Annotated in this window: 18 protein-coding genes; 11 read left to right on the plus strand and 7 right to left on the minus strand. The window is 66.2% G+C overall.

What is annotated here, in order from left to right; all coding sequences use genetic code 11:
- Window positions 1-31 precede the first annotated feature (31 nt).
- From BM113_RS04100 to solA, 4 genes are all read left to right on the plus strand, one after another.
- Window positions 32-1,288 carry an MBL fold metallo-hydrolase gene (locus BM113_RS04100; RefSeq protein WP_089786426.1) on the plus strand — a complete coding sequence of 419 codons (1,257 nt, stop codon included), beginning with the start codon at window positions 32-34 and terminating at the stop codon, window positions 1,286-1,288.
- Window positions 1,289-1,409: 121 nt separating this feature from the next.
- Entirely contained in the window at window positions 1,410-1,949 is a 540-nt protein-coding gene (locus tag BM113_RS04105) for a flavodoxin domain-containing protein (protein ID WP_089785610.1), read from the plus strand.
- A 118-nt stretch (window positions 1,950-2,067) separates the two neighbouring features.
- Window positions 2,068-2,580, plus strand: coding sequence for a hypothetical protein (locus BM113_RS04110; protein WP_089785612.1), 513 nt, complete (start codon window positions 2,068-2,070; stop codon window positions 2,578-2,580).
- Window positions 2,581-2,688: 108 nt separating this feature from the next.
- Entirely contained in the window at window positions 2,689-3,816 is a 1,128-nt protein-coding gene (gene solA, locus BM113_RS04115; protein WP_089785614.1) for an N-methyl-L-tryptophan oxidase, read from the plus strand.
- Here solA and BM113_RS04120 read toward each other — a convergent pair.
- The 5 genes from BM113_RS04120 to BM113_RS04140 all read right to left on the minus strand — a co-directional run bounded on the left by BM113_RS04120 (window position 3,813) and on the right by BM113_RS04140 (window position 9,920).
- Window positions 3,813-5,426, minus strand: a complete 1,614-nt coding sequence (locus BM113_RS04120) for a DUF5305 domain-containing protein (protein ID WP_089785615.1) — start codon at window positions 5,424-5,426, stop codon at window positions 3,813-3,815. The two genes, solA and BM113_RS04120, sit on opposite strands and share 4 nt — an antisense overlap.
- 2 nt (window positions 5,427-5,428) lie before the next feature.
- On the minus strand, window positions 5,429-6,637 hold the full coding sequence (locus tag BM113_RS04125) for a signal peptidase I (RefSeq protein ID WP_089785617.1): 1,209 nt from the start codon (window positions 6,635-6,637) through the stop codon (window positions 5,429-5,431).
- 70 nt (window positions 6,638-6,707) lie between these two features.
- Window positions 6,708-7,976 carry a DUF1102 domain-containing protein gene (locus BM113_RS04130; protein WP_089785619.1) on the minus strand — a complete coding sequence of 423 codons (1,269 nt, stop codon included), beginning with the start codon at window positions 7,974-7,976 and terminating at the stop codon, window positions 6,708-6,710.
- A 760-nt stretch (window positions 7,977-8,736) separates the two neighbouring features.
- A complete protein-coding gene (locus tag BM113_RS04135) occupies window positions 8,737-9,291 on the minus strand; it encodes a DUF1102 domain-containing protein (protein WP_089785621.1) in 555 nt (184 codons plus the stop codon).
- Window positions 9,292-9,338: 47 nt separating this feature from the next.
- A complete protein-coding gene (locus BM113_RS04140; protein ID WP_245757971.1) occupies window positions 9,339-9,920 on the minus strand; it encodes a DUF1102 domain-containing protein in 582 nt (193 codons plus the stop codon).
- A gap of 518 nt (window positions 9,921-10,438) precedes the next feature.
- Between BM113_RS04140 and BM113_RS04145 the strand changes: the two genes are divergently transcribed.
- Window positions 10,439-11,140, plus strand: coding sequence for a DUF7344 domain-containing protein (locus tag BM113_RS04145; RefSeq protein WP_089785623.1), 702 nt, complete (start codon window positions 10,439-10,441; stop codon window positions 11,138-11,140).
- Window positions 11,141-11,247: 107 nt separating this feature from the next.
- The gene (locus BM113_RS04150; protein ID WP_143095805.1) at window positions 11,248-12,060 is read left to right on the plus strand and encodes a hypothetical protein; all 813 of its coding nucleotides are present in this window, start codon (window positions 11,248-11,250) and stop codon (window positions 12,058-12,060) included.
- A 5-nt stretch (window positions 12,061-12,065) separates the two neighbouring features.
- Here BM113_RS04150 and BM113_RS04155 read toward each other — a convergent pair whose 3' ends face one another.
- On the minus strand, window positions 12,066-13,007 hold the full coding sequence (locus BM113_RS04155; protein ID WP_089785627.1) for an LLM class oxidoreductase: 942 nt from the start codon (window positions 13,005-13,007) through the stop codon (window positions 12,066-12,068).
- A 189-nt stretch (window positions 13,008-13,196) separates the two neighbouring features.
- A complete protein-coding gene (locus tag BM113_RS04160) occupies window positions 13,197-15,173 on the minus strand; it encodes an aconitate hydratase (RefSeq protein WP_089785629.1) in 1,977 nt (658 codons plus the stop codon).
- A 242-nt stretch (window positions 15,174-15,415) separates the two neighbouring features.
- Here BM113_RS04160 and BM113_RS04165 point away from each other — a divergent pair, with 242 nt between their 5' ends.
- From BM113_RS04165 to gnd, 5 genes are all read left to right on the plus strand, one after another.
- Window positions 15,416-15,907, plus strand: a complete 492-nt coding sequence (locus BM113_RS04165) for a deoxyuridine 5'-triphosphate nucleotidohydrolase (protein ID WP_089785630.1) — start codon at window positions 15,416-15,418, stop codon at window positions 15,905-15,907.
- 94 nt (window positions 15,908-16,001) lie between these two features.
- Window positions 16,002-16,541: a hypothetical protein gene (locus BM113_RS04170; protein ID WP_089785632.1), complete on the plus strand. Its 540-nt coding sequence runs from the start codon at window positions 16,002-16,004 to the stop codon at window positions 16,539-16,541.
- Between the two features lie 106 nt (window positions 16,542-16,647).
- Window positions 16,648-17,112: a copper resistance protein CopD gene (locus tag BM113_RS04175; protein ID WP_089785634.1), complete on the plus strand. Its 465-nt coding sequence runs from the start codon at window positions 16,648-16,650 to the stop codon at window positions 17,110-17,112.
- A 96-nt stretch (window positions 17,113-17,208) separates the two neighbouring features.
- Window positions 17,209-17,652, plus strand: a complete 444-nt coding sequence (locus tag BM113_RS04180) for a hypothetical protein (protein ID WP_177209093.1) — start codon at window positions 17,209-17,211, stop codon at window positions 17,650-17,652.
- 199 nt (window positions 17,653-17,851) lie between these two features.
- A complete protein-coding gene (gene gnd, locus BM113_RS04185) occupies window positions 17,852-18,757 on the plus strand; it encodes a phosphogluconate dehydrogenase (NAD(+)-dependent, decarboxylating) (protein ID WP_089785638.1) in 906 nt (301 codons plus the stop codon).
- Window positions 18,758-18,845 lie beyond the last annotated feature (88 nt).

Below are 18,845 nucleotides of genomic sequence, written 5' to 3' on the forward strand. Positions count from 1 at the left end.
AGGCAAACGCCTCGAGCCACAATCGGGCCGTATGGAGGTCGAGTTTCTCGGCGGGGCCCGCGAGATCGGTCGGAGCGCGATCCTCGTCGACGACGATCTGTTGCTCGATTTCGGTATGGATTCCGGCAACCCGCCGGCGTTCCCGATCGGAGCCGGGGACGTCGATCCGGAGGCCGTCGTCGTCAGCCACGGTCACCTCGACCACGTCGGGTCGATCCCGTCGCTGCTATCGGGCGACGCCCGACCGACGATCCACTGGACGCCGCCGACGTACGAACTCACGCGGGTACTCGCCCGGGACACGCTTCGACTCCACGGCGGTACCTACGACTGCCCGTTCACCGAGGCCGAAGTCGCTCGCCTCACCCAGGTCTCGGAGACCCACGGCTACCGCGAGCCGTTCGAGGCGGCCGGCTACGAGATCACGTTCTTCGACGCGGGCCACGTCCCCGGCAGCGCACACGTCCTGATCGACGACGGTGAGACCAGACTGCTCTATACGGGAGACTTCCACGCGGACGACCAGCAACTGCTCGCCGGGACGACGGCCCGTCCCGACGCCGACGCCGTGATCTGTGAGAGCACCTACTCCGACGTGACGCGCCGGCCACGCGAGGAGATCGAGGCGGCCTTCGCCGAGAGCGTCGCGGAGACGATCTGGAGCGGCGGCACCGTCGTCGTCCCCGCGTTCGCGATCGGCCGAACCCAGGAAGTGCTCTGTATCTGCGAGGAACACGACCTCGAGTGCTACGTCGACGGGATGGGCAAGCGCGTCACGGAGATTTTCCTCCGGGAAGGCAACCGCGAGTTCCTCCGCGATCCCGACCTCCTGCGGCGGGCGAAAGGCAACGCCCGCTTCGTCGACGGCCGCGACGGCCAGCGCGAGCGGATCGCCGAGCAAAATACCGTGATCGTCACGACAAGCGGGATGCTCCACGGCGGCCCCGCGATGACCTACGTCCCCGCGATCCGGTCGCACCCGACCAACAAGATCGCCATGACGGGCCACCAGGTCGAGGGGACGCCCGGGCGCGACCTGCTCGAGACCGGCAGCGCCGAGATAGACGGCCGGATGATGCGGATCAGCGCGCAGGTCGAGCAGTACGACTTCTCCGCCCACGCCGACCGCGAGGGCCTGCTCGAGTTCCTCGCCGCCTACCGCGAAGAAGGGGCGGCGGTGCTGGTCAACCACGGCGATCGGTGCGAGGCGTTCGCCGAGGAGTTGCGGGCCGAGGGGTTCGCGGCGAGCGCGCCGGAACTCGGGGAGCGACTCGAGGTCGCTCCCTAGGCTGGCCCGGATGCCTTGATACTGCTCGAGCGCGTACGTTCCGTATGTCAGTCGATTCACAGGCCGTCCGTTCGGGACTTCTCCGTCGCACCGCCGTCGGCGACTGTCGGGGTGAGCACCGATGACGCGGGTTCTCGTCGCCTACGGCTCGAGCGAGGGCCAGACCGCGGCGGTCGCCGAGCGAATCGCCGACGTACTCGAGTCCGACGGCCACGAACCGACGCTGGTCGACCTGGGTCACTCCTCGGCCGACCTCGAGTCGGCGGAGTACGACGGTGCCATCGTCGGTGCGTCGATCCACGCCGGGGCTCACCAGCGGTACGTCGCGGAGTTCGTCCGTGATCACCGAGAGACGCTGAACCGGCTGCCGTCGGCCTTTTACTCCGTCAGCCTCTCGGCCGCCTCCGAGGACGAAGAGAGCCAAGCGGCGGCCGAGGAGTTGCTCGAGGGGTTCCTCGAGGAGACGGGGTGGGACCCGGACGGGACGCTATCGGTCGCCGGGGCGCTCAGGTACAGCGAGTACGGGCTGCTCAAGCGGTTCATGATGCGTCGGATCGCCAGCGAGGAGAGCGGCGACACCGACACCTCGCGGGACTACGAGTACACCGACTGGGAGGACGTCGAGTCGTTCGCCCGGGAGTTCTCGACGCTGGTTTCCTGACGACGGCTCGGGCACCGGCCGCCGTGCCCGGCTCCGGGGTCGATGCGGGCACGACCCCGGTACCGGCAGCGGTTGCCGGCCCGGCAACGGTTTTTGAGCCGTTCGTGGTCCGAGGGGTATGACGAGCGATCCCGACTCCGACGCTGACCCGGATGTGGCCGACGGCGACGATCTCGAGTTGACCGAGGCCGAGGAGCAGGCGCTCCACGCGATGCAACTCGGGATCGAGTATATTTACCGTGCGTACGGCTCGTTGCTCGAGTTCCATCATCACGTCGGACGCGCGATGAACCGGATGGCCGACGCGGAAGACGAACTCCGCGAGGCCGGCCACGAGGAGTGGGCGGACCAACTCCGGGACGAGCACTTGCCCGCGGGGGCGATCGACGACCGGTGGACGTTCGAACTCGTCGACGAGTTCTCCGCGGAGTTCCTCGAGGAGATGGACGATCTCGAGGCCTCGGTCAGGGAGGACCTGGCCGACGGGACTCCGCACGTCTCCGAACGGCGACACAAGCAACACCTGCGCGAGCGGGCCGATTCGGACGAGTATGGCGGAGGCGAGGCCGAGAGAGGCCGTGGAGGTGAAAACGACAACGACGGCGGGGACGGAACCGAGGACGATGGGTGATCCGTAGGGTCCGATTCCTCGAGGACGCGCAACTCGGCGAGGGCCGCGAGCGGCGGACGGGACCGCGGAGTGAGAAGTATTTTCGCGCCTCTCGCCGTACGTCCACGCATGACCGACCGGTACGACGTCATCGTCCTGGGGGTCGGCGGGATGGGCAGCGCCACCGTCGCTCACCTTGCCGACCGCGGCGTCGACGTCCTCGGCCTCGAGCGGTACGACGTCCCTCACGGCTACGGCTCCTCGCACGGCCGGACGCGGATCTTCCGGCTCGCCTACGGCGAGGATCCCGCGTACGTTCCGTTGCTCCGGCGGGCCGACGAGCTGTGGGCGGACCTCGAGGCCGACCACGACGGCCGACTGCTGTACCGGACCGGATCGATCGACGCCGGCCCGGCCGATTCCGACTTCGTCGCGACCTCGGAGCGATCCTGCGAGGAATACGACCTCGAGTACGAACGGCTCTCGAGCGAGGAACTGTCGGATCGCCACCCGGGGTACGACCTCCCGGCGGACTACGAGGCGATTTACCAGCCCGACGGCGGGTTCCTGGTCCCCGAAGAGTGTATCGTGGCCCACGTCGAGCGCGCCCATCGCGAGGGGGCCACCGTCCGGGCCCGCGAACGGGTCGTCGACTGGTCGCCGATCGTCGACGGCGTCCGGGTCGAGACCGACTACGACGCCTACGAGGCCGACTCGCTCGTGATCGCCGCGGGCGCGTGGGCCTCCCGTTTCGTGGACGCCCTCGAGGGTGTCGTCGTCCCCGAGCGGCAGGTCGTGACCTGGCTCCAGCCCGACCGGCCCGAACAGTTCGGGCCCGATCGGTTCCCCGTCTGGAACCTCGAGACACCCGACGGCCGGTTCTACGGGTTCCCCGTCCACGACCTGCCGGGGTTCAAGTTCGGGCGATACCACCACCGCGAGGAGACCGTCGATCCCGACGCCTTCGAGCGGGAGCCGACCCAGGCCGACGAACGACTCCTGCGGGAGTTCGCCGAGGAGTACTTCCCGGCCGGTGCGGGGCCGACGATGCGCATGGAGACCTGCCTGTTCTCGAATACGCCGGACGAAGACTTCGTGCTCGATACGCTGCCCGACCACCCGCAGGTCACCGTCGGCGCTGGCTTCTCCGGACACGGGTTCAAGTTCGCCAGCGTCGTCGGCGAGATCCTCGCCGATCTCGCGCTCGAGGGTGAGACCGACCACGACATCGGGATGTTCGCGCTGGACCGGTTCTAGCCGTCGACTTTAGCTTCGCTCTCGTCGCGGTTTTCACCGCCTGGGTCGTCGGCATCAGCCTCGAGGGCACCGCCGGACGCTTCCGCCTCGCCGGCTGTGAGTTTCGAATCGAGCAGCGCCCGGAGACGGTCGGCGTACTCCCGAACCGTGCCCCGCTGGCCCGTCGATTCACCGTCAGTGTCCGTTCTCGCGTCGTCGTCCCCATCCCCGTCTCGGCCGCCGGTCGCTCGAGCGAAGACGAGTTCGGGATCCTCGGTGACGTCCTCGGCAGCCTCCGAATCGGCGTCGTCGTCGACCGCCTCGGTGTCCATCGGCGGGTTCTCTGCTCGTTCCTGGTCCCGTTCCCCCTCTTTCTCCCCTTCGCTCCCCACGTCGCTTCCCGCCGCCTCGAGCGACGGCGGCTCGAAGACGTAAGTCGTCCCCCCGTGGCGGACGAGGTACCGTTCGCTCCGTCGGTCGAAAACGACGGCGGCCCCGACGTCGATCCCGAGTTGTGCGAGTTCCGCGAGGCTCTCGACCGTCGCGTACCCGGGTGCTGGTTCGTCGCCCGCGGAGCGGTGGTCGTCGGACCCCCCTTCGACGAACTCGAACCCGGAGTCGGGGTTCGGTTCCGGTTCGTCCGCGGCTCCGTCCCCGGCCTCGCCCGTCCGGGCGGAGTCGAACTCGAGTTCCGAGGGCGGAAGCCGGACCCTGGTGACGACCTCCGCGAACCGCTCGCGATCCTCGTGGTAGGCCAGCCACTCCCGCTCGGTCGGCGTCGGCTCCGGGTATCGCCACGAGGCGAGCGCCAGGCCGGCGAGCCCCGCCGATCCGAGGACCAGCAACAGTGGCCCGCCGATCGTCCGCGTCGGCCCGACGGTCTCCGGGACGACCACCGTCTCGTACTCCTCGCCGTGGTCCTCCCGGTACCCCACTTCGTCGTCGACCGAGTACGTACTGCCGTCGTACTCGATGTCGACCGCGTAGCCGTCGCTCGCGGCCCGGTACTCGCCCTCGATTTCGCCTTCGATCTCCCGGTCGACCGCGAGGTAAATCTCCGTCGTGCCGGGGCTGGCCCCGAGGTCGCTCTCGATCTCGTCGATCTCGGCCGCGACCTCGGGGACGTCGACGGTGAACGCCGCGGCGACGTCCTCACCCGGCGCGACGTCGGGTTCGCTCGCCGACGCGAGTTCCTCCCGCTGGCTCCAGTAGACCGTCTCGGTCTCGGGATCGACGGCCCGGTAGACGAGTTCGACCGTCACGTCAACCTCCACGTTCCGGGCGCTGTCGGCCTCGTATCCCCCGACGAACTCCCCCTCGAGTTCCGGGGTGATCGCCGTATAGTACAGCGGTTCGTTCTCGAGGACGGTCCCGTTCGCATGGACGGGCGTCGACTCGGTTACGGTCGCCCCGTGGGAGAGCTCCCCCGTGGCGGTCCAGGCGGGCTCGAGTCGCTGTTCCGTCTTCTCGTCCGGAGCGGCGTACGCGCCGTAGCTCACCCACGCGCCGATCAGAACGAGTGCGACCGCGACGACGACGAGCGCCGTCCGGTACTCCGCGAGCAGCGCGCGGAACTTCAGTCGCCTGGCGGTCCCCTCCGTCGGTGTCGCGTCGTCGGTGTCCGTCTGCATGGTCAGGTGTTCTCCCGCGGTGTCCGCGAGTACGTCGTATCGGTTCCTCGCCGATTCTGCCGCCGATCCGTCGCCCGTCGCCGTCGCGTCCGTTCCCGGCGTGCCCGCGGGTTGCCGGGCCCCAGCAGGACGCGCCCGAGGAGGTAGACGCCGCCCCCGAGCAGGGAGACGACGGCGACGAACGGGAGCCAGGGGTGGAGGTCGTACAGCGCGTCGAGCACCGGTAGCGGGAGGACGTACAGGTAGCGGTGTTCGGTGACGTAGGTCGGGTAGTAGCCGGTCTCGTCGGGTGCCGTGATCGAAACGGTCGTTTCGGCGGTCTCCCTGGGTCCGACGACCGTCGGCCCCTGCTCGGTGTCGACCCCCTGCCCGCCGGGCTCGAGGTAGGTGACGACCGGGACGAATCCGCCGTTTCCGATCGCGTACGGGATCTCGGCGGTCGTCCCGCGTTCGATCACCAGCGGCCGATCGGAGTCGAACTCCGCGCTGACGACGTCGTAGGAGTGGGTGCCGGCGGGCGCGACCATCGCCGCCGTGGCGGCGACGACGACCAGCAGGGCGAACGCCCCCGCGAGCAGTCGCGGATCGACGCCCACCTCCTCGCCGCGTCCGCGGGATCGGTCCGGCGAGGAGCCGGCGTCGGGGCGGCGTCGCTCCCGGATCGTCTCGACGGCGTAGAGGACGAGCGACACGGCCAGCAGCATGTACGCGAGCCCCGTCGTCCCGAGAAAGGCCCGGAGACCGAACGTGACCGCGAGCCACCGCTGGGCGCGCTCGAGGCCCTCGCCGATCCCCATCACGGCGGTCCCGAGGCTCGGGATCGTGACCACGTCGCCGTTCACCTGGAGGGCGGTGGCGACGATCTGGCCGTCCTGGACGACCGGCTCGCCGCTGTCCTGGTCGGTAAACGGGTTCGCGTCCCCGCGGGTGACGTACCCCCGGTCGGTCACCTCGACGATCCGGTGGGTCGTCAGTCCGCCGCCCTCGATCTCCTCGGCCTCGAAGACGACGACGTCGCCGACCTCCGGTTCGCCCGCCAGTTCGCTTGGCACCGCGACGAACCCGTCGCCGGTCTCGATCGTCGGCTCCATGCTCCCGGTCTCGACGAACCCGAGCAGGATCGGCTGGCCGAGCAACTGGCCGGCCAGCAACGCGACGAGCACGATGGCTAGGAGTCCCTGGCCCCCACGACTCACCCCCCGTCGAATCATTCCCAGATCGGATCAATCACGTTGTGTCATTTGAATTTTAGGGTATCTGATCTGTATTGCCTCCGATAGCTCACGTCCGCGTTCGAACGAAGCGGACGCCGAGCAGGGCGGCGATGAACCCGAGACCGACGATACCCAGCGCCAGGAAGGGCATCCCGTCGGCCGGCCCGGACTCCTCGCGGTCCGCTTTCGATTCGTCGGTCCCGTCTTCGTCAGCGTCCCGATCCTCGGGGTCGTCCCCGGGAGCCGTCTCGTCGGAGTCCGGTTTCTCCCCCTCGAGGGCGACGACGTACTCCGCAGTCGGGTCGGCGGGAATCACGTACTCGAGCGTCGACTCGGTCCCGGCGACCTGCTCGATCTCGCCGTCGGTCCAGGTCTTCCCGTCGTAGCGCCAGACGGTGACCCCGGTTCCGCCGGTTCCCGTGCGATCGAGCCGCGAGCGGTCGACGACGAGGCGGTAGGAGACGTTCTCGAGGGCGTCCCCGTCCCCGGACGCGTTCTCGAGGGCGACGGCACCGATCGGTTCGACGCCGTATTTCGTTCGGAGGCGTTCGAACCGTGCGCCGTCAAATCGTTTCTCGGCCGCGACCGCGAACGAGGCCTCGTCGCCCGCGAGCGTGACGTCGAGGCGGGCGAGGGAAACGCCGTCGCCGAGGGTCAACCCGTGCAGGTCGATCGATTCGAGCCCGCAGCCGTCGGCGTCCGCGATCGAAATCGCTCGCGTCGTCTTGTCCGAGGCTTCGACGGTTACGCTCGGTCCCGTCGGACAGGCGACCGTCGTGTCGGACTCGGCGTCGGAGTCGCTCTCGTCGTCCTCGTCCTCGTCGGGTACTTTCCCGTGGATCGTGATTTCGCGTATCAAAACGTCCGTCGCCTCTTTGCCGTGCGAATCCACGGTGAACCCGACGTCGATCGACTCGTAGGGCTCGAGCGTCGCGTTGTTTTCCATCCCTTCGATCGAACTCGGGTTCGAGCCCGTACCGTCGCCGTCCGAGCGATAGAAGGTGACGTCGTCCGACTCGTGCTCGAGCCACACGTGCGCGTAGTCGTCTCCCGTGTAGTTGAGCGTGAACACGTCGTCTACCCCGGTGATCGCCTCGGCGGGGACGCCGTCGCCCTCGACGGCGTCGTTGCCCGCGGTCAGGTCGACCGCGAGTTTCCCCTCGTCGTCCAGGTGAGCGTACGCGCCGTTCGGGCCGTCGTGTGGTTCGGCGGTGATCCGTTCGCCGATGTCGTCGTAGCCGCCGGTCCCGGGGCCGGGGCCGCTCCCGCCGGTGGTGGCGACGACGAGCGCGAGAAGACAGAGGACGGCGATTCCGGCGGCGGCCCGTCGGCTCATGGGTACGGCCACCTCCCGCGGGAGTCAGCATCGGCGTCGATGTCGGCGTCGGTGTCTCGAGTCGGCATTGGCGATCGTGATCGTGTTCTCGTATCGGAACCGGTACGGCGAGTCTCCGGTCGGGACCGGCGCGAAACGTCCCGGAGCGTCGTCGACGTGGTGGGATGCGTGGTGTATCGATCGTGACTGCGTTCACTGGACCGCGTGTCGCTCGACACGTTCGGGTGCGCTGACCGAGCCGGCTCGCGCCGTCTCCCGGCACGAGCCGTCCCGGCGCTGTGCAGGTCCCCACTCCCCCAATCCCTGGCGGATGCAGTGGGGGTCGGCGACGATCGGTCGTCGCCGGGGAACGCGACGCGGTGACCGTGATGGGTGGCGGACACATCGGAGCGAGCGCCGCGACGCGGCCGCGAACGTGGCGGGTGAGTGAACGGGTGATCGATCGCGCCCGCGTCGGGACCGCCTCGTGGAGCCCCCTCCTCTCGAGGCGGGCGACGTTCGTGGCGTCGCGTTCCCGCTCGAGGGAAGATCGGCTATCGCTATTGTAATACGGGTGTTGACTGGGTTTCAACGGGAGTCAACCAGAATATTCGAATCCGATTGGATGTTTAGATCGGATTGATCGGTATAGAACCCACATGATATAAACTTGACCTGCTTATAAGCGCTCTACTCCTTGTCGGATGAATTCGATCAATCCTCACTGATTGATGATTGCTATCAAAAACCCGCTATAGGAAACGGAACTCGGTCTCGCTTTCTAATCACCGTCGATCGCACGTCCAACTATCGTCACCGTTTCATCAACAGTCGTCCCTGATTCGGTTCCCGAGGTATCAATAACAACCCCAGCGTCGAAATCCTCACCAGGAGCGAGTTCGATCCCTGTCGATTTATCTGTCAGGAGCCGACGATCGTCATCGGTGTCGTAGAATGCGACAAAATCGAGCATTCCCTCGTATTCGGTGTAGACCACGATGTTGTTTGTGCCTTGGTTTCTAACTTCGACGAGTCGGTCGAAATAATACCGTGAGTTGGACCCTAGGCCCTCTCCCCGGGTGAGGTCGTCGAGTTCCTCGTATGTCCCGGGGAATTGAAACCGGGTCTTTCGGCCCGGATTCGTCGATCGACCGAGTACGTCGCCCGATTCGTTTTCTGTGGGTAATGCGTTCAATGCGAGGTATGCACGCTCATCAGTGACGACGTCGACAGAGATGTTTCGATCGACGCGAGCCGTGTTGAACGCCCCGCTACCGACCAGTAGCGATCCGCTCAATGTACCAGTTGCGAGACCGAGGATGTGGCGTCGTTTCATAATGTCCTCTCGCGGTAACACGGAGAACTCCGTGCCCCGCAGTCGGGTCAGTTGCTGTCCTCTTTGGCCTCAGCGTAGACACCGATGGAGCCCGGCCAATCATCTCGGCCATTCTCGAGTTCCGCTTCGCGGCCGACAAATTCGAAGTGAACGTATAGTTCCTCACCGGGCGCCAGGAATGCCCCATCATCTGCGGTCCCGCCGGTGAAATCGCCATCACCGTTCACATCGTTCGTCGTGCCAATTTTATCGAACGAATAGTACGCTCGCGGGAACTCGGTTTCCCAGCCGATCGAATCGAGTGAATCCGAGAGGGTCACGGCGATTTCGTCCGTCCCGTTGTTGTGAATCGAGAAGACATCGGTGAAAACATAGTTAGCGTTATCGCTCAGGCCGTCACCATTTTGACCGTCAATCGATCCATCGAAAGCAATTTCGAGTTGGCCATCGTCTTTTTCCTCAGCATACTTGCTGCTCGATTCGAGACCGAGATACGCATCACCGTCGTCGACAATGTCGACTTCCATATTTCGGTCCACACGCGCAATATTGAACGCGCCCGTACCGACGGCCGCAGCTGCTCCCGATGCCAGTGCTCCCATTCCGATGACGAATTTGCGTCGTTGCATTGTTGGATTCTCCGTTGTCGTCGTCTCGTGTTCGCGGGCGACCACACCTCCACGCCGACCGACTCGAGCTCGTCGTCCGCCCGATCCCCACCGCGGGGATCACATCTCGTCCGTCCTCGGCAAGGGATATTGTAATACGCTCGTGGAATTAATTTCAAGAACGAGTGTCGACAGTCAACCCACTGCTGACCGAATCGAACCGCGAATCCGCGACCGGTTGGCCGCTCGGGGCCCGAACTCAACGACCGGTGTCCGACCTTCCGACTCCGGTTGACTCCGGTTCAACCGCCTCGAGAACGACGGCCAAAAGACGTATCAAGGAGGTTGAACCGCTCTCAAGTCGGCCTTGAACGACCGTTATACCCGACTCACGTCGGTGGATTCTCTCTTTCTCGAGTATGCGTCCGGGCGCTACGGAACGCGAGCCGGGAATAGTATCACTCTTCGGACCAGTTAGTTTCAACGAACTGTTGACTGCATAACTATTTTATCGGGGAACGTGATACGACTTATCTGACATGGGGGTAACGCAAGCAGGCTCGACCGGGGAGACGGACGCATCGGAGCGGGACGCGGCCGATGGGGTGGCCGACGGCGGACTCTCGTCTTCGTCTTCGACCGACTCGTCGTCCGTTGCGGACCCGTCCGAGGAAACGCTCACCGAGGACGAACTCTTCGAGATCCTCTCGAATCGGCGACGACGACACGTCCTCCACGAACTCATGCAGGAACAGGAGGACGGCGGCATCGACATCGGGACGCTCTCCGAGGAGATCGCGGCCTACGAGGACGGCCTCGAGCTCCACGAGGTCTCGAGCAGCGACCGCAAGCGCGTGTACACGGCCTTGCACCAGTCCCATCTCCCGAAGATGGACGAGGCCGGCGTCCTCGAGTTCAACAAGGATCGGGGGACCGTCGAACCGACGCCGGCCCTCGAGGACGTCGAGATCTACATGGACGTCGTGCGCGGGCGCGAGATTCCCTGGAGCGACTACTACATCGGACTGACGGCACTCTCCGGGGTTCTTCTCGCGGGGACCGCGCTGGGACTCGGGCCGTTCGACGCGCTGACGCCGTACGCCTGGGGGGTGTTCGTCCTCGTCTCGTTCGGCGTCTCGGCGGTGGCCCACCGCTACTACGCCCGTCGGAACCGGCTCGGGATCGCGGACGATCCGCCGGACGTCGCGCTCGAGTACCAGGACTCCGATACGGAGGGGTGACTCGTGGCCGTTGGCGACCGACGCATCTCTCGAGTAGCTCGACCGATCGCCCGTTCGACGGTCGCCGGGATCGCGGTGGAACGATCGGACGGTAAACGATCGATCCCATGAGACGGAACCGAAAGAAAGCGAAAACGAGACGCGCCACGCTGGCGATGCTCGCCGGCTCGAGCGGATTGTTAGCCGTCGATACGCTCGGCTTCTCGAGCGCCGAGGCGGAACGGTCGGTATCGGTCGACGTCGTCGACGACCCCAACGCGTTCCTCAGCCTGACGGAAGACGGGGATGGCGTCGAAACGGGTGGCCTCCTCTTCGAGGACGAGAATCTGCGGGAAGCACCGGAGACCTTCCACCTGCTGAACCAACTCACGGAGCCGATGACAGTCTCGTTCGAGTCGGACGCCTTCGAGTTCGACCCCGACGAGACTGACCTGCCGATCGGTGAGGACACTGAGGTGACGGTCGACCTGCCGTCCCTGCCGGACGATCCGGCGGGGGCGACCGACGCAATCGGGATCACCGCCGAGGGCGATTCGACCCGGATCGAGGCCGAGCGGTTGCTTCGGCTCGTGCCCGAGGCGGAGACGTTCGCGTTCACGGTGTGTCGTGGGGAGAGCGACAACTGCGTCGACGTCACCGTCACGGTTGGCTGGGACGAAACCGCCTTCGACGTCACAGTTACCGTTGATTCGGATGGCGAAGACATGGAGACGTATGGGGACCGTCTCGAGTCTGGCAAACAGGAGACGTTCGACCTGAATTTAAAGTCAGGCAACTGGAACGTCACGGATACCAGTCCGAATCCGGAGAAAGCGGACGAGAGCGGTCCAGGCGATCCCGTAGGGCTCGAGAAAGGGCCGATCAGCGTCAAACTCCATCCTGTCGCGGGGGTAAGCGTGACGGTCTCCGTATCGCCCTGATCCGTTCACTCCCGGTTGTCGACGATCTCCTCGGCGAACCGCCGCAACGCCGTCTCCGAGTTTTCGTTCTCGAGCGAGACGATCACGTGATCCAAGCCGGACGCCTCGAGCCGGTCGAAGTAGTCGCGGAACCACTCGATCCCGGCCCGATACCCCAGATGAAGCGGCTCCGGCTCCGCCTCGGGGTCGTCGGCCAACTCGACGCGGACCGCCATCGCGTACGGCTTCTCGCCGGCATCGGCGCGCCACTGCTCTACGTAGTCCTCGAGCGTCCGTTCGGGCAGGTGGTAGAACAGCCAGCCGTCCCCGTGTTCGGCGATCCACTCCCGGGACTGGCGGGCGTTTCCCGTGGGTAGCATCGGAATCGTGTCGGTCGTCGGCTTCGGTACGACGTCGAGGTCGCCCTCGAGGCGGCCCCACTCGCCCTCGAGTTCGGGGTACTCCTCGCGCCACAGCGTCCGCACGGCCTCGAACCGGTCCCGGAACAGGTCGCCCCGGTCCTCGCGGTCGACGTCGAAAGCCGGGAACTCGGGGTCCCGGTCGCCCGAGGCGACGCCGAGTACGAGCCGCCCGTCCGAGAGCCGGTCGACGGTGGCCGCCGATTTCGCGACGTGGATCGGCTGGCGCAGCGTGAGGACGATGCTCGCGGTCCCGAGCGCGATCTCGTCCGTCTCCGCGGCGACGTGGGAGAGCCAGGGCCAGGGATCGAACGTCTGGCCCGCGTCCCCGAACTTCGGCCAGTAGGTGGGGACGTCCCGGGCCCAGAGTCCCGCGAAGCCGAGCGACTCCGCGAGACGCGCCAGTTCCAGTTCCCGCTCGATGTCGGGCGTCGAGCGGTTCGTTCCCGTCAGAGGGAACCCGGTCCCGAAGGTCAGCCCATCACGTTCGAAGAGGCGTCGATACCCCGCGTTCCGGCAGTCGGTCGCGGTCCCGTTCGCGGTCGACATTCGCTCGAGCTATCGGCTCCGGTGGCATGACGGTGACGGAACCGGAACCCGGACCCGGACCGGGACCGGCGGCTATCCGGTCTCGGGGCTCGATATCGAACTCGAGACGAAAGAAAGCGAACCGCGAACCGCGGAAACGGCCGCGTCGTCGGTACCGACGGCTCGTCAGTTGTCGTTAGTCGTTAGTCGTTAGTCGTCGGCGGGCGCAGCGCCGCTGCCGCTCTCCTCGGCCTGTTCTTTCGTCCAGGCGAGCTTGCCGCCGGCCGCGAGGATGTCGCGTTCGCGCTCGGAGGCGTCGAGCGTGGCGGTGTACTCGTCCTCGCCGTTGACGCGGACGGTGAACTCTTCCTGGCCGGAGGTGACGGCGTCGTAGACGTCGTCGACGATCTCGATCTCGTCGCCCTGGTCGATCTCCTCGTAGGTCTCCTCGTCGATCGTCAGCGGGACGATCCCGAAGTTGAAGAGGTTCGCGCGGTGGATCCGGGCGAAGCTCTGTGCGAGGACGGACTCGATGCCGAGGTACATCGGACACATCGCGGCGTGTTCGCGCGAGGAGCCCTGACCGTAGTTCTCGCCGGCCACGAGGAACCCGCCGTCGGCCTCCTGGGCGCGCTCGGCGAACGTGTCGTCGACCCGGGAGAGGGTGAATTCCGAGAGCTTCTCGATGTTTGACCGGTACATCAGGATGTCCTGGGTCGCAGGAATGATGTGGTCGGTCGTGATGTTGTCCTCCATCTTGAGGAGGGCTTCGCCCTCGATGTCCGAGTCGAGTTCGTCACGCAGCGGGACGTCGCCGATGTTCGGGCCCTTGACGAGTTCGTCGTCGGGGGCCTCGTCGGGCGTGATGAGGTCCGTCTTCGAGCCGTCGTACTCGTCGGGGAGCTCGATGCCGGGTGCCTCGAGGTCGCCGAGTTCGTCGGCGAGGTCTCGGGGGTCGACGATTTCGCCCTTGATCGCCGCGGCGGCGGCGACCTCCGGCGAGCAGAGGAAGACGTTGTCGTCCTCGATGCCGGAGCGACCCTCGAAGTTGCGGTTGAAGGTTCGCAGCGAGACGGAGTCGGAGGCGGGGACGTGACCGATGCCGATACACGCCCCGCAGGTCGCCTCGGAGAAGTTGACGCCGGCGGCCATCATCTCGGCGACCCAGCCCTCGCGGGCGAGCATCTCGGAGGCCTGCTTGGAGCCGGGCGCGACGATCATCTCCGTGGTCGGGTTGACCTCGCGACCCTCGAGCATCTTCGCGGCGGGGAGGATGTCCTCGTAGCCGCCGTTGGTACAGGAACCGACGATGACCTGGTCGACGTCCTGGCCAGCGACCTCGCTGACGGGGACGACGTTGTCGGGCATCGACGGCTGGGCGATCAGCGGTTCCAGATCGGAGAGGTCGACGACGATCTCGTCGTCGTACTCGGCGTCCTCGTCGGGCTGGAGTTCGGTGTACTCGTCGCCGCGGTCGAGGCGCTCGAGGTAGTCTTTGGTCTGCTCGTCGGTCGGGAAGATCGAGGAGGTCGCGCCGAGCTCGGTGCCCATGTTGGTGATGGTCATGCGCTCGGGCGCGGTGAGACTCTCGACGCCGGGGCCGGTGTACTCGAGGATCTTGCCGACGCCGCCTTTCACGGACAGACGGCGGAGCAGCTCGAGGATGACGTCCTTCGCGGTGGCCCACTCGGGGAGTTCGCCCTCGAGTCGAACGTTGACGATCTCGGGCATCTCGATGTAGTAGGGTGCGCCACCCATGGCGACGGTGACGTCGATCCCCCCGGCGCCGATCGCGAGCTGGCCGAGGCCGCCGGGCGTGGGTGTGTGAGAGTCCGAACCGAGCAGCGTCTTGCCGGGCGCCGCGAAGTTCTCGCGGTGGACGTTGTGACAGATGCCGTTGCCCGGACGGGAGAAGTATGCGCCGTATTTACCGGCCGCAGAACGCAGGAAGCGGTGGTCGTCCGTGTTCTTGAAGTCGAACTGGTAGGTCTGGTGGTCACAGTACTGGGCGGCGATTTCGGTCTGGACTTCGTCCAGTCCCATCGCCTCGAACTGCAGCCACACCATCGTACCCGTCGTGTCCTGGGTGAGGACCTGATCGATCTCGATACCGATTTCCTCGCCGGTCTCGAGTTCGCCGTCGACGAGGTGGTCGTCGAGAACCTTTTCGGTGAGAGTTTGTCCCATAGCACCCGAATCTCGGCCGTCCGTCCTGATAAAACCAGCGTGTTTCCATGAGGAACGACCGTGTTAATTCCGACCATTGGCCAAGCCTTCCCGTAATTTTTGCCGAGTCGGTCGACGTTCGTGAACCGACACGCGCCACGGCGGGTCGGCGCTCGAGCGGCCGTTGGCCTCGCCGTGGTTCGCGGTGTCGCTCCGGCGCAGAACGGATACGCTTTTTTCGTTCCCCCGGAGAGAACACCCACATGTTCAGGTCCGGTACGTTCGTCGCCGAGCACGTCTCGCCGACGACCGACGAGCAGGTCCAGCCCAACGGCGTCGATCTTACCCTGGACGTCGTCTTCGAACAGCTCGAGCCGGGGCGGATCGGTCGCGACGGCAAGCAGATCGGCGACCGGGTCGCCCGCTCGATGGAGGAACTCGAGGAGAAGGATCCGGACACCTACTACCTCCCGGAGGGTGCCTACGTCGCCCGCTACGGCGAGCGGATCGAGATTCCGGACGGCCACATCGGTTTCGTCTACCCGCGCTCGTCGCTGATGCGCAACTCCTGTATGCTCAATACGGCCGTCTGGGACGCCGGCTACGAGGGTCGCGGCGAGGGGCTGCTCCAGGTCCACCACGACGTCGAGATCGAACGGGGTGCCCGGATCGCGCAACTGGTCTTTGCCGAGGCCGACCACGACGACGTTTACGACGGCAGTTACCAGGGCGAGAACCTCTCGGGTGGCCAGTGAGACCCGACCGACCGTGGTCGTTCCCTCGAGGACCTCGAGGATACCGTTTTTGCGTTCGCGGACCTAGGCTGGGTATGATCGGTGACCGGAACCGATGATGGCCACCACGCACGTCTTCGTCGCGCTGGTCGCCGTCGCCCCGTTCGCGGTGGTCGCGCCCGAGTTCGCCCTCCCCCTGTCGATCGGGGCGGTGCTGGGCGGTCTCGCTCCCGACCTCGACGTCCTGTTCGACCATCGGCGGACGCTTCACTTCCCCGTTGCAGGGTTCCCGAGCGCGCTCGTTGCGGGTGCGATCGCGCTCGAGACTCGCTCGCCGACGGCCGTCGGCCTCGCCGCGTTCGCCCTCGGGGCCTGGCTCCACGCCGGCAGCGACGCGATCGGTGCCGGTCCCGAACTGGATCCGTGGAACAACTCGAGCGACCGTGCCGTGTACGATCACGTGCGCGGGCGGTGGATCCGGCCCCGGCGGTGGATCCGCTACGACGGCGCGCCGGAAGACGCCGGCCTCGCGGTCTCGCTCGGGGTCGCGTCCCTGTTCGTCTTCGACGGCTGGATGACGCCGGTCGTCGTCGCCGGCGTGGCGATCTCGCTGTGTTACGCGCTGTTCCGTCGGCGAATCGCCGAGTGGGCGTAGGATACCCGGAAATCGATCCCGATGGTCCGCGTCCTCCGCTCGTTTGCCCCTGCTATAGCCGACCGCAAGTCGGAACGCTGATACCATCCGTGTCCAACGCAACGGTATGGTCGACGAATTTATCGCACAGGCGATTCACCTCACGTTCGCCTCTATCTGGGCGGGTAGCGTCTTCTACGTCGCGTTCGTCGTGTTACCGCTGGCTCGAGACGGCGAATTCAACACCACGTCGCCGCTCGAGACGATCTCGGGCAAACTGACGACGATTTCGCGAACGAGCGCACTGGTGTTGTTGCTGACCGGCGGCCATCTGGCGGGGAATCGGTACACGTCGGAGTCGCTGTTTAGTTCGACGAACGGACAACTCGTGTTGCTGATGGTCGTGCTCTGGCTGGCACTTACCGGACTCGTCGAGGTCGGTTCGAAGCGGTTCGAGTCGGGCCTCAACGGGAAGAAACTGCGCGAGCCGGCCGGCGACGCGCTGGGTCTGTATCGTGCCGCTGCGGTCGTCGCGATCGCGTTGCTCCTCGTCGCAGGGGCGATCACGACGAACGTCGCGGCCCTCCTCTAATCGGACGACCCGCGGTTCCCCACTGGTTCTATCGGTTCGATATGTGACGAAAATTCTTACAAAAGATACTTAGTCGATTGCTGTAAGGTACACCTCATGATGGCTAGGGGGAAAGACATGGTACTCTCGCTGCTCGCCGTCGGGGCGGCCGCGGCCGCCGGCTATGTACTCAGCTCACGCGGGGACGGTGGCGCCGACACCGGCTCGCGGTCGAAGGCCAACCTCGGCGCGCGCATCGTCGATCGCTCCGAGATTCCCGACGGGGCGACGATCGTCGACGTCTCGTCCGATCGCTTCTCCGAGATTCCGGGTGCGCGACGCGCGATCCGTCGCGCCGTTCGCAACGACGCCCGCGAGGAGTGGGCACACGTCACGCTCGATCGGGACGGTGCCTGGTCTATCGTCGACGCGGTCAGGAGTTCGCTCCCCTACTACGACGGGAGCGACGCCGAGTACAACGGGGTCTACGTCCGCCACGGCGACCGGATCGTCCTGCTGGACGCGATCGGCTGGGCGCGCCTCGAGCGGCCCCGACACTGAGGGTCGTTTCCGTTCTCGTTTTCGTTCCGACTCCGACTCCGACGACGCCGTCTTCGCTCGCTCGCATCGCTTTGCTCTCGACCCGGTTTCCGGTCGTCGGTTCGTCGCTACCTTTCGTTTCCTTTCCTCTCCTCTCTTGTCCTCGCCGCCGCGGCGCGGAATCACAACCACTACCTCGGTCCCCCGCGGAGCTACCGGCATGCAACTTGGCGTCATCGGACTCGGACGCATGGGCCGGATCGTCGTCGATCGACTCCTCGCGGCGGACCACGACGTCGTCGCCTTCGACATCGACGACGACGCCGTCGACGAAGCCGCGGCCGTCGGCGCGGAGCCGGCCGACTCGATCGCGGACCTCGCGACGCGACTGGAGGAGGGCGACGACCACAAGCGCATCTGGCTCATGGTCCCCGCCGGCGACGCCGTCGACGCCGCCCTCGAGGAACTCGAGCCCCACCTGGAGCCCGAGGACGTGGTCGTCGACGGCGGCAACTCCTACTTCGAGGACTCCGTTCGGCGTGCGGAGTCCTGTCCGGCGGCGTACCTCGACTGCGGAACGTCGGGCGGCCCCGCGGGCGCGGAACTGGGCTTCTCGCTGATGATCGGCGGTCCCGAGGACGCCTACCGGGACCTCGAGGCGGCGTTCGACGCCGTCGCCACCGGTCCCGACGGCCACGAGCGGATGGGGCCCGCCGGTTCGGGCCACTACGTGAAGATGATCCACAACGGCGTCGAGTACGCCCTGATGCAGGCCTACGGCGAGGGGTTCGAGCTACTCCACGAGGGCCGGTACGACCTGGACCTCGAGTCGGTCGCCTCCGTCTGGAACAACGGCGCGGTGATCCGGTCGTGGCTGCTGGAACTCTGCGAGGAGGCGTTCCGCGACGAAGGAAACGACCTCGGCGACGTCGCCGACAGGATCGAGGGCGGGTCGACGGGCACCTGGACGGTTCAGGAGGGCCTGGAGCAAGAGGTGCCGCTGCCGCTGATCTACACGGCCCTGGGCGAACGGTTCGGCTCCCGTGCCGAGGACGGACGGTTCTCCCGGCGACTCGCCAGCCGGCTCCGGTACGGGTTCGGTCGCCACGACGTCCCGCGACGGTAATTCGTCTCTCACGAAAGATTTCCGCTCGAGGGAGACCCGACGAATTCCGAAACGTCTAAACTGACTCTCGTGTTATCCGCCCTAAGGA

It is taken from the genome of Natronobacterium haloterrestre, assembly GCF_900112205.1.
Lineage (GTDB): Archaea > Halobacteriota > Halobacteria > Halobacteriales > Natrialbaceae > Natronobacterium > Natronobacterium haloterrestre.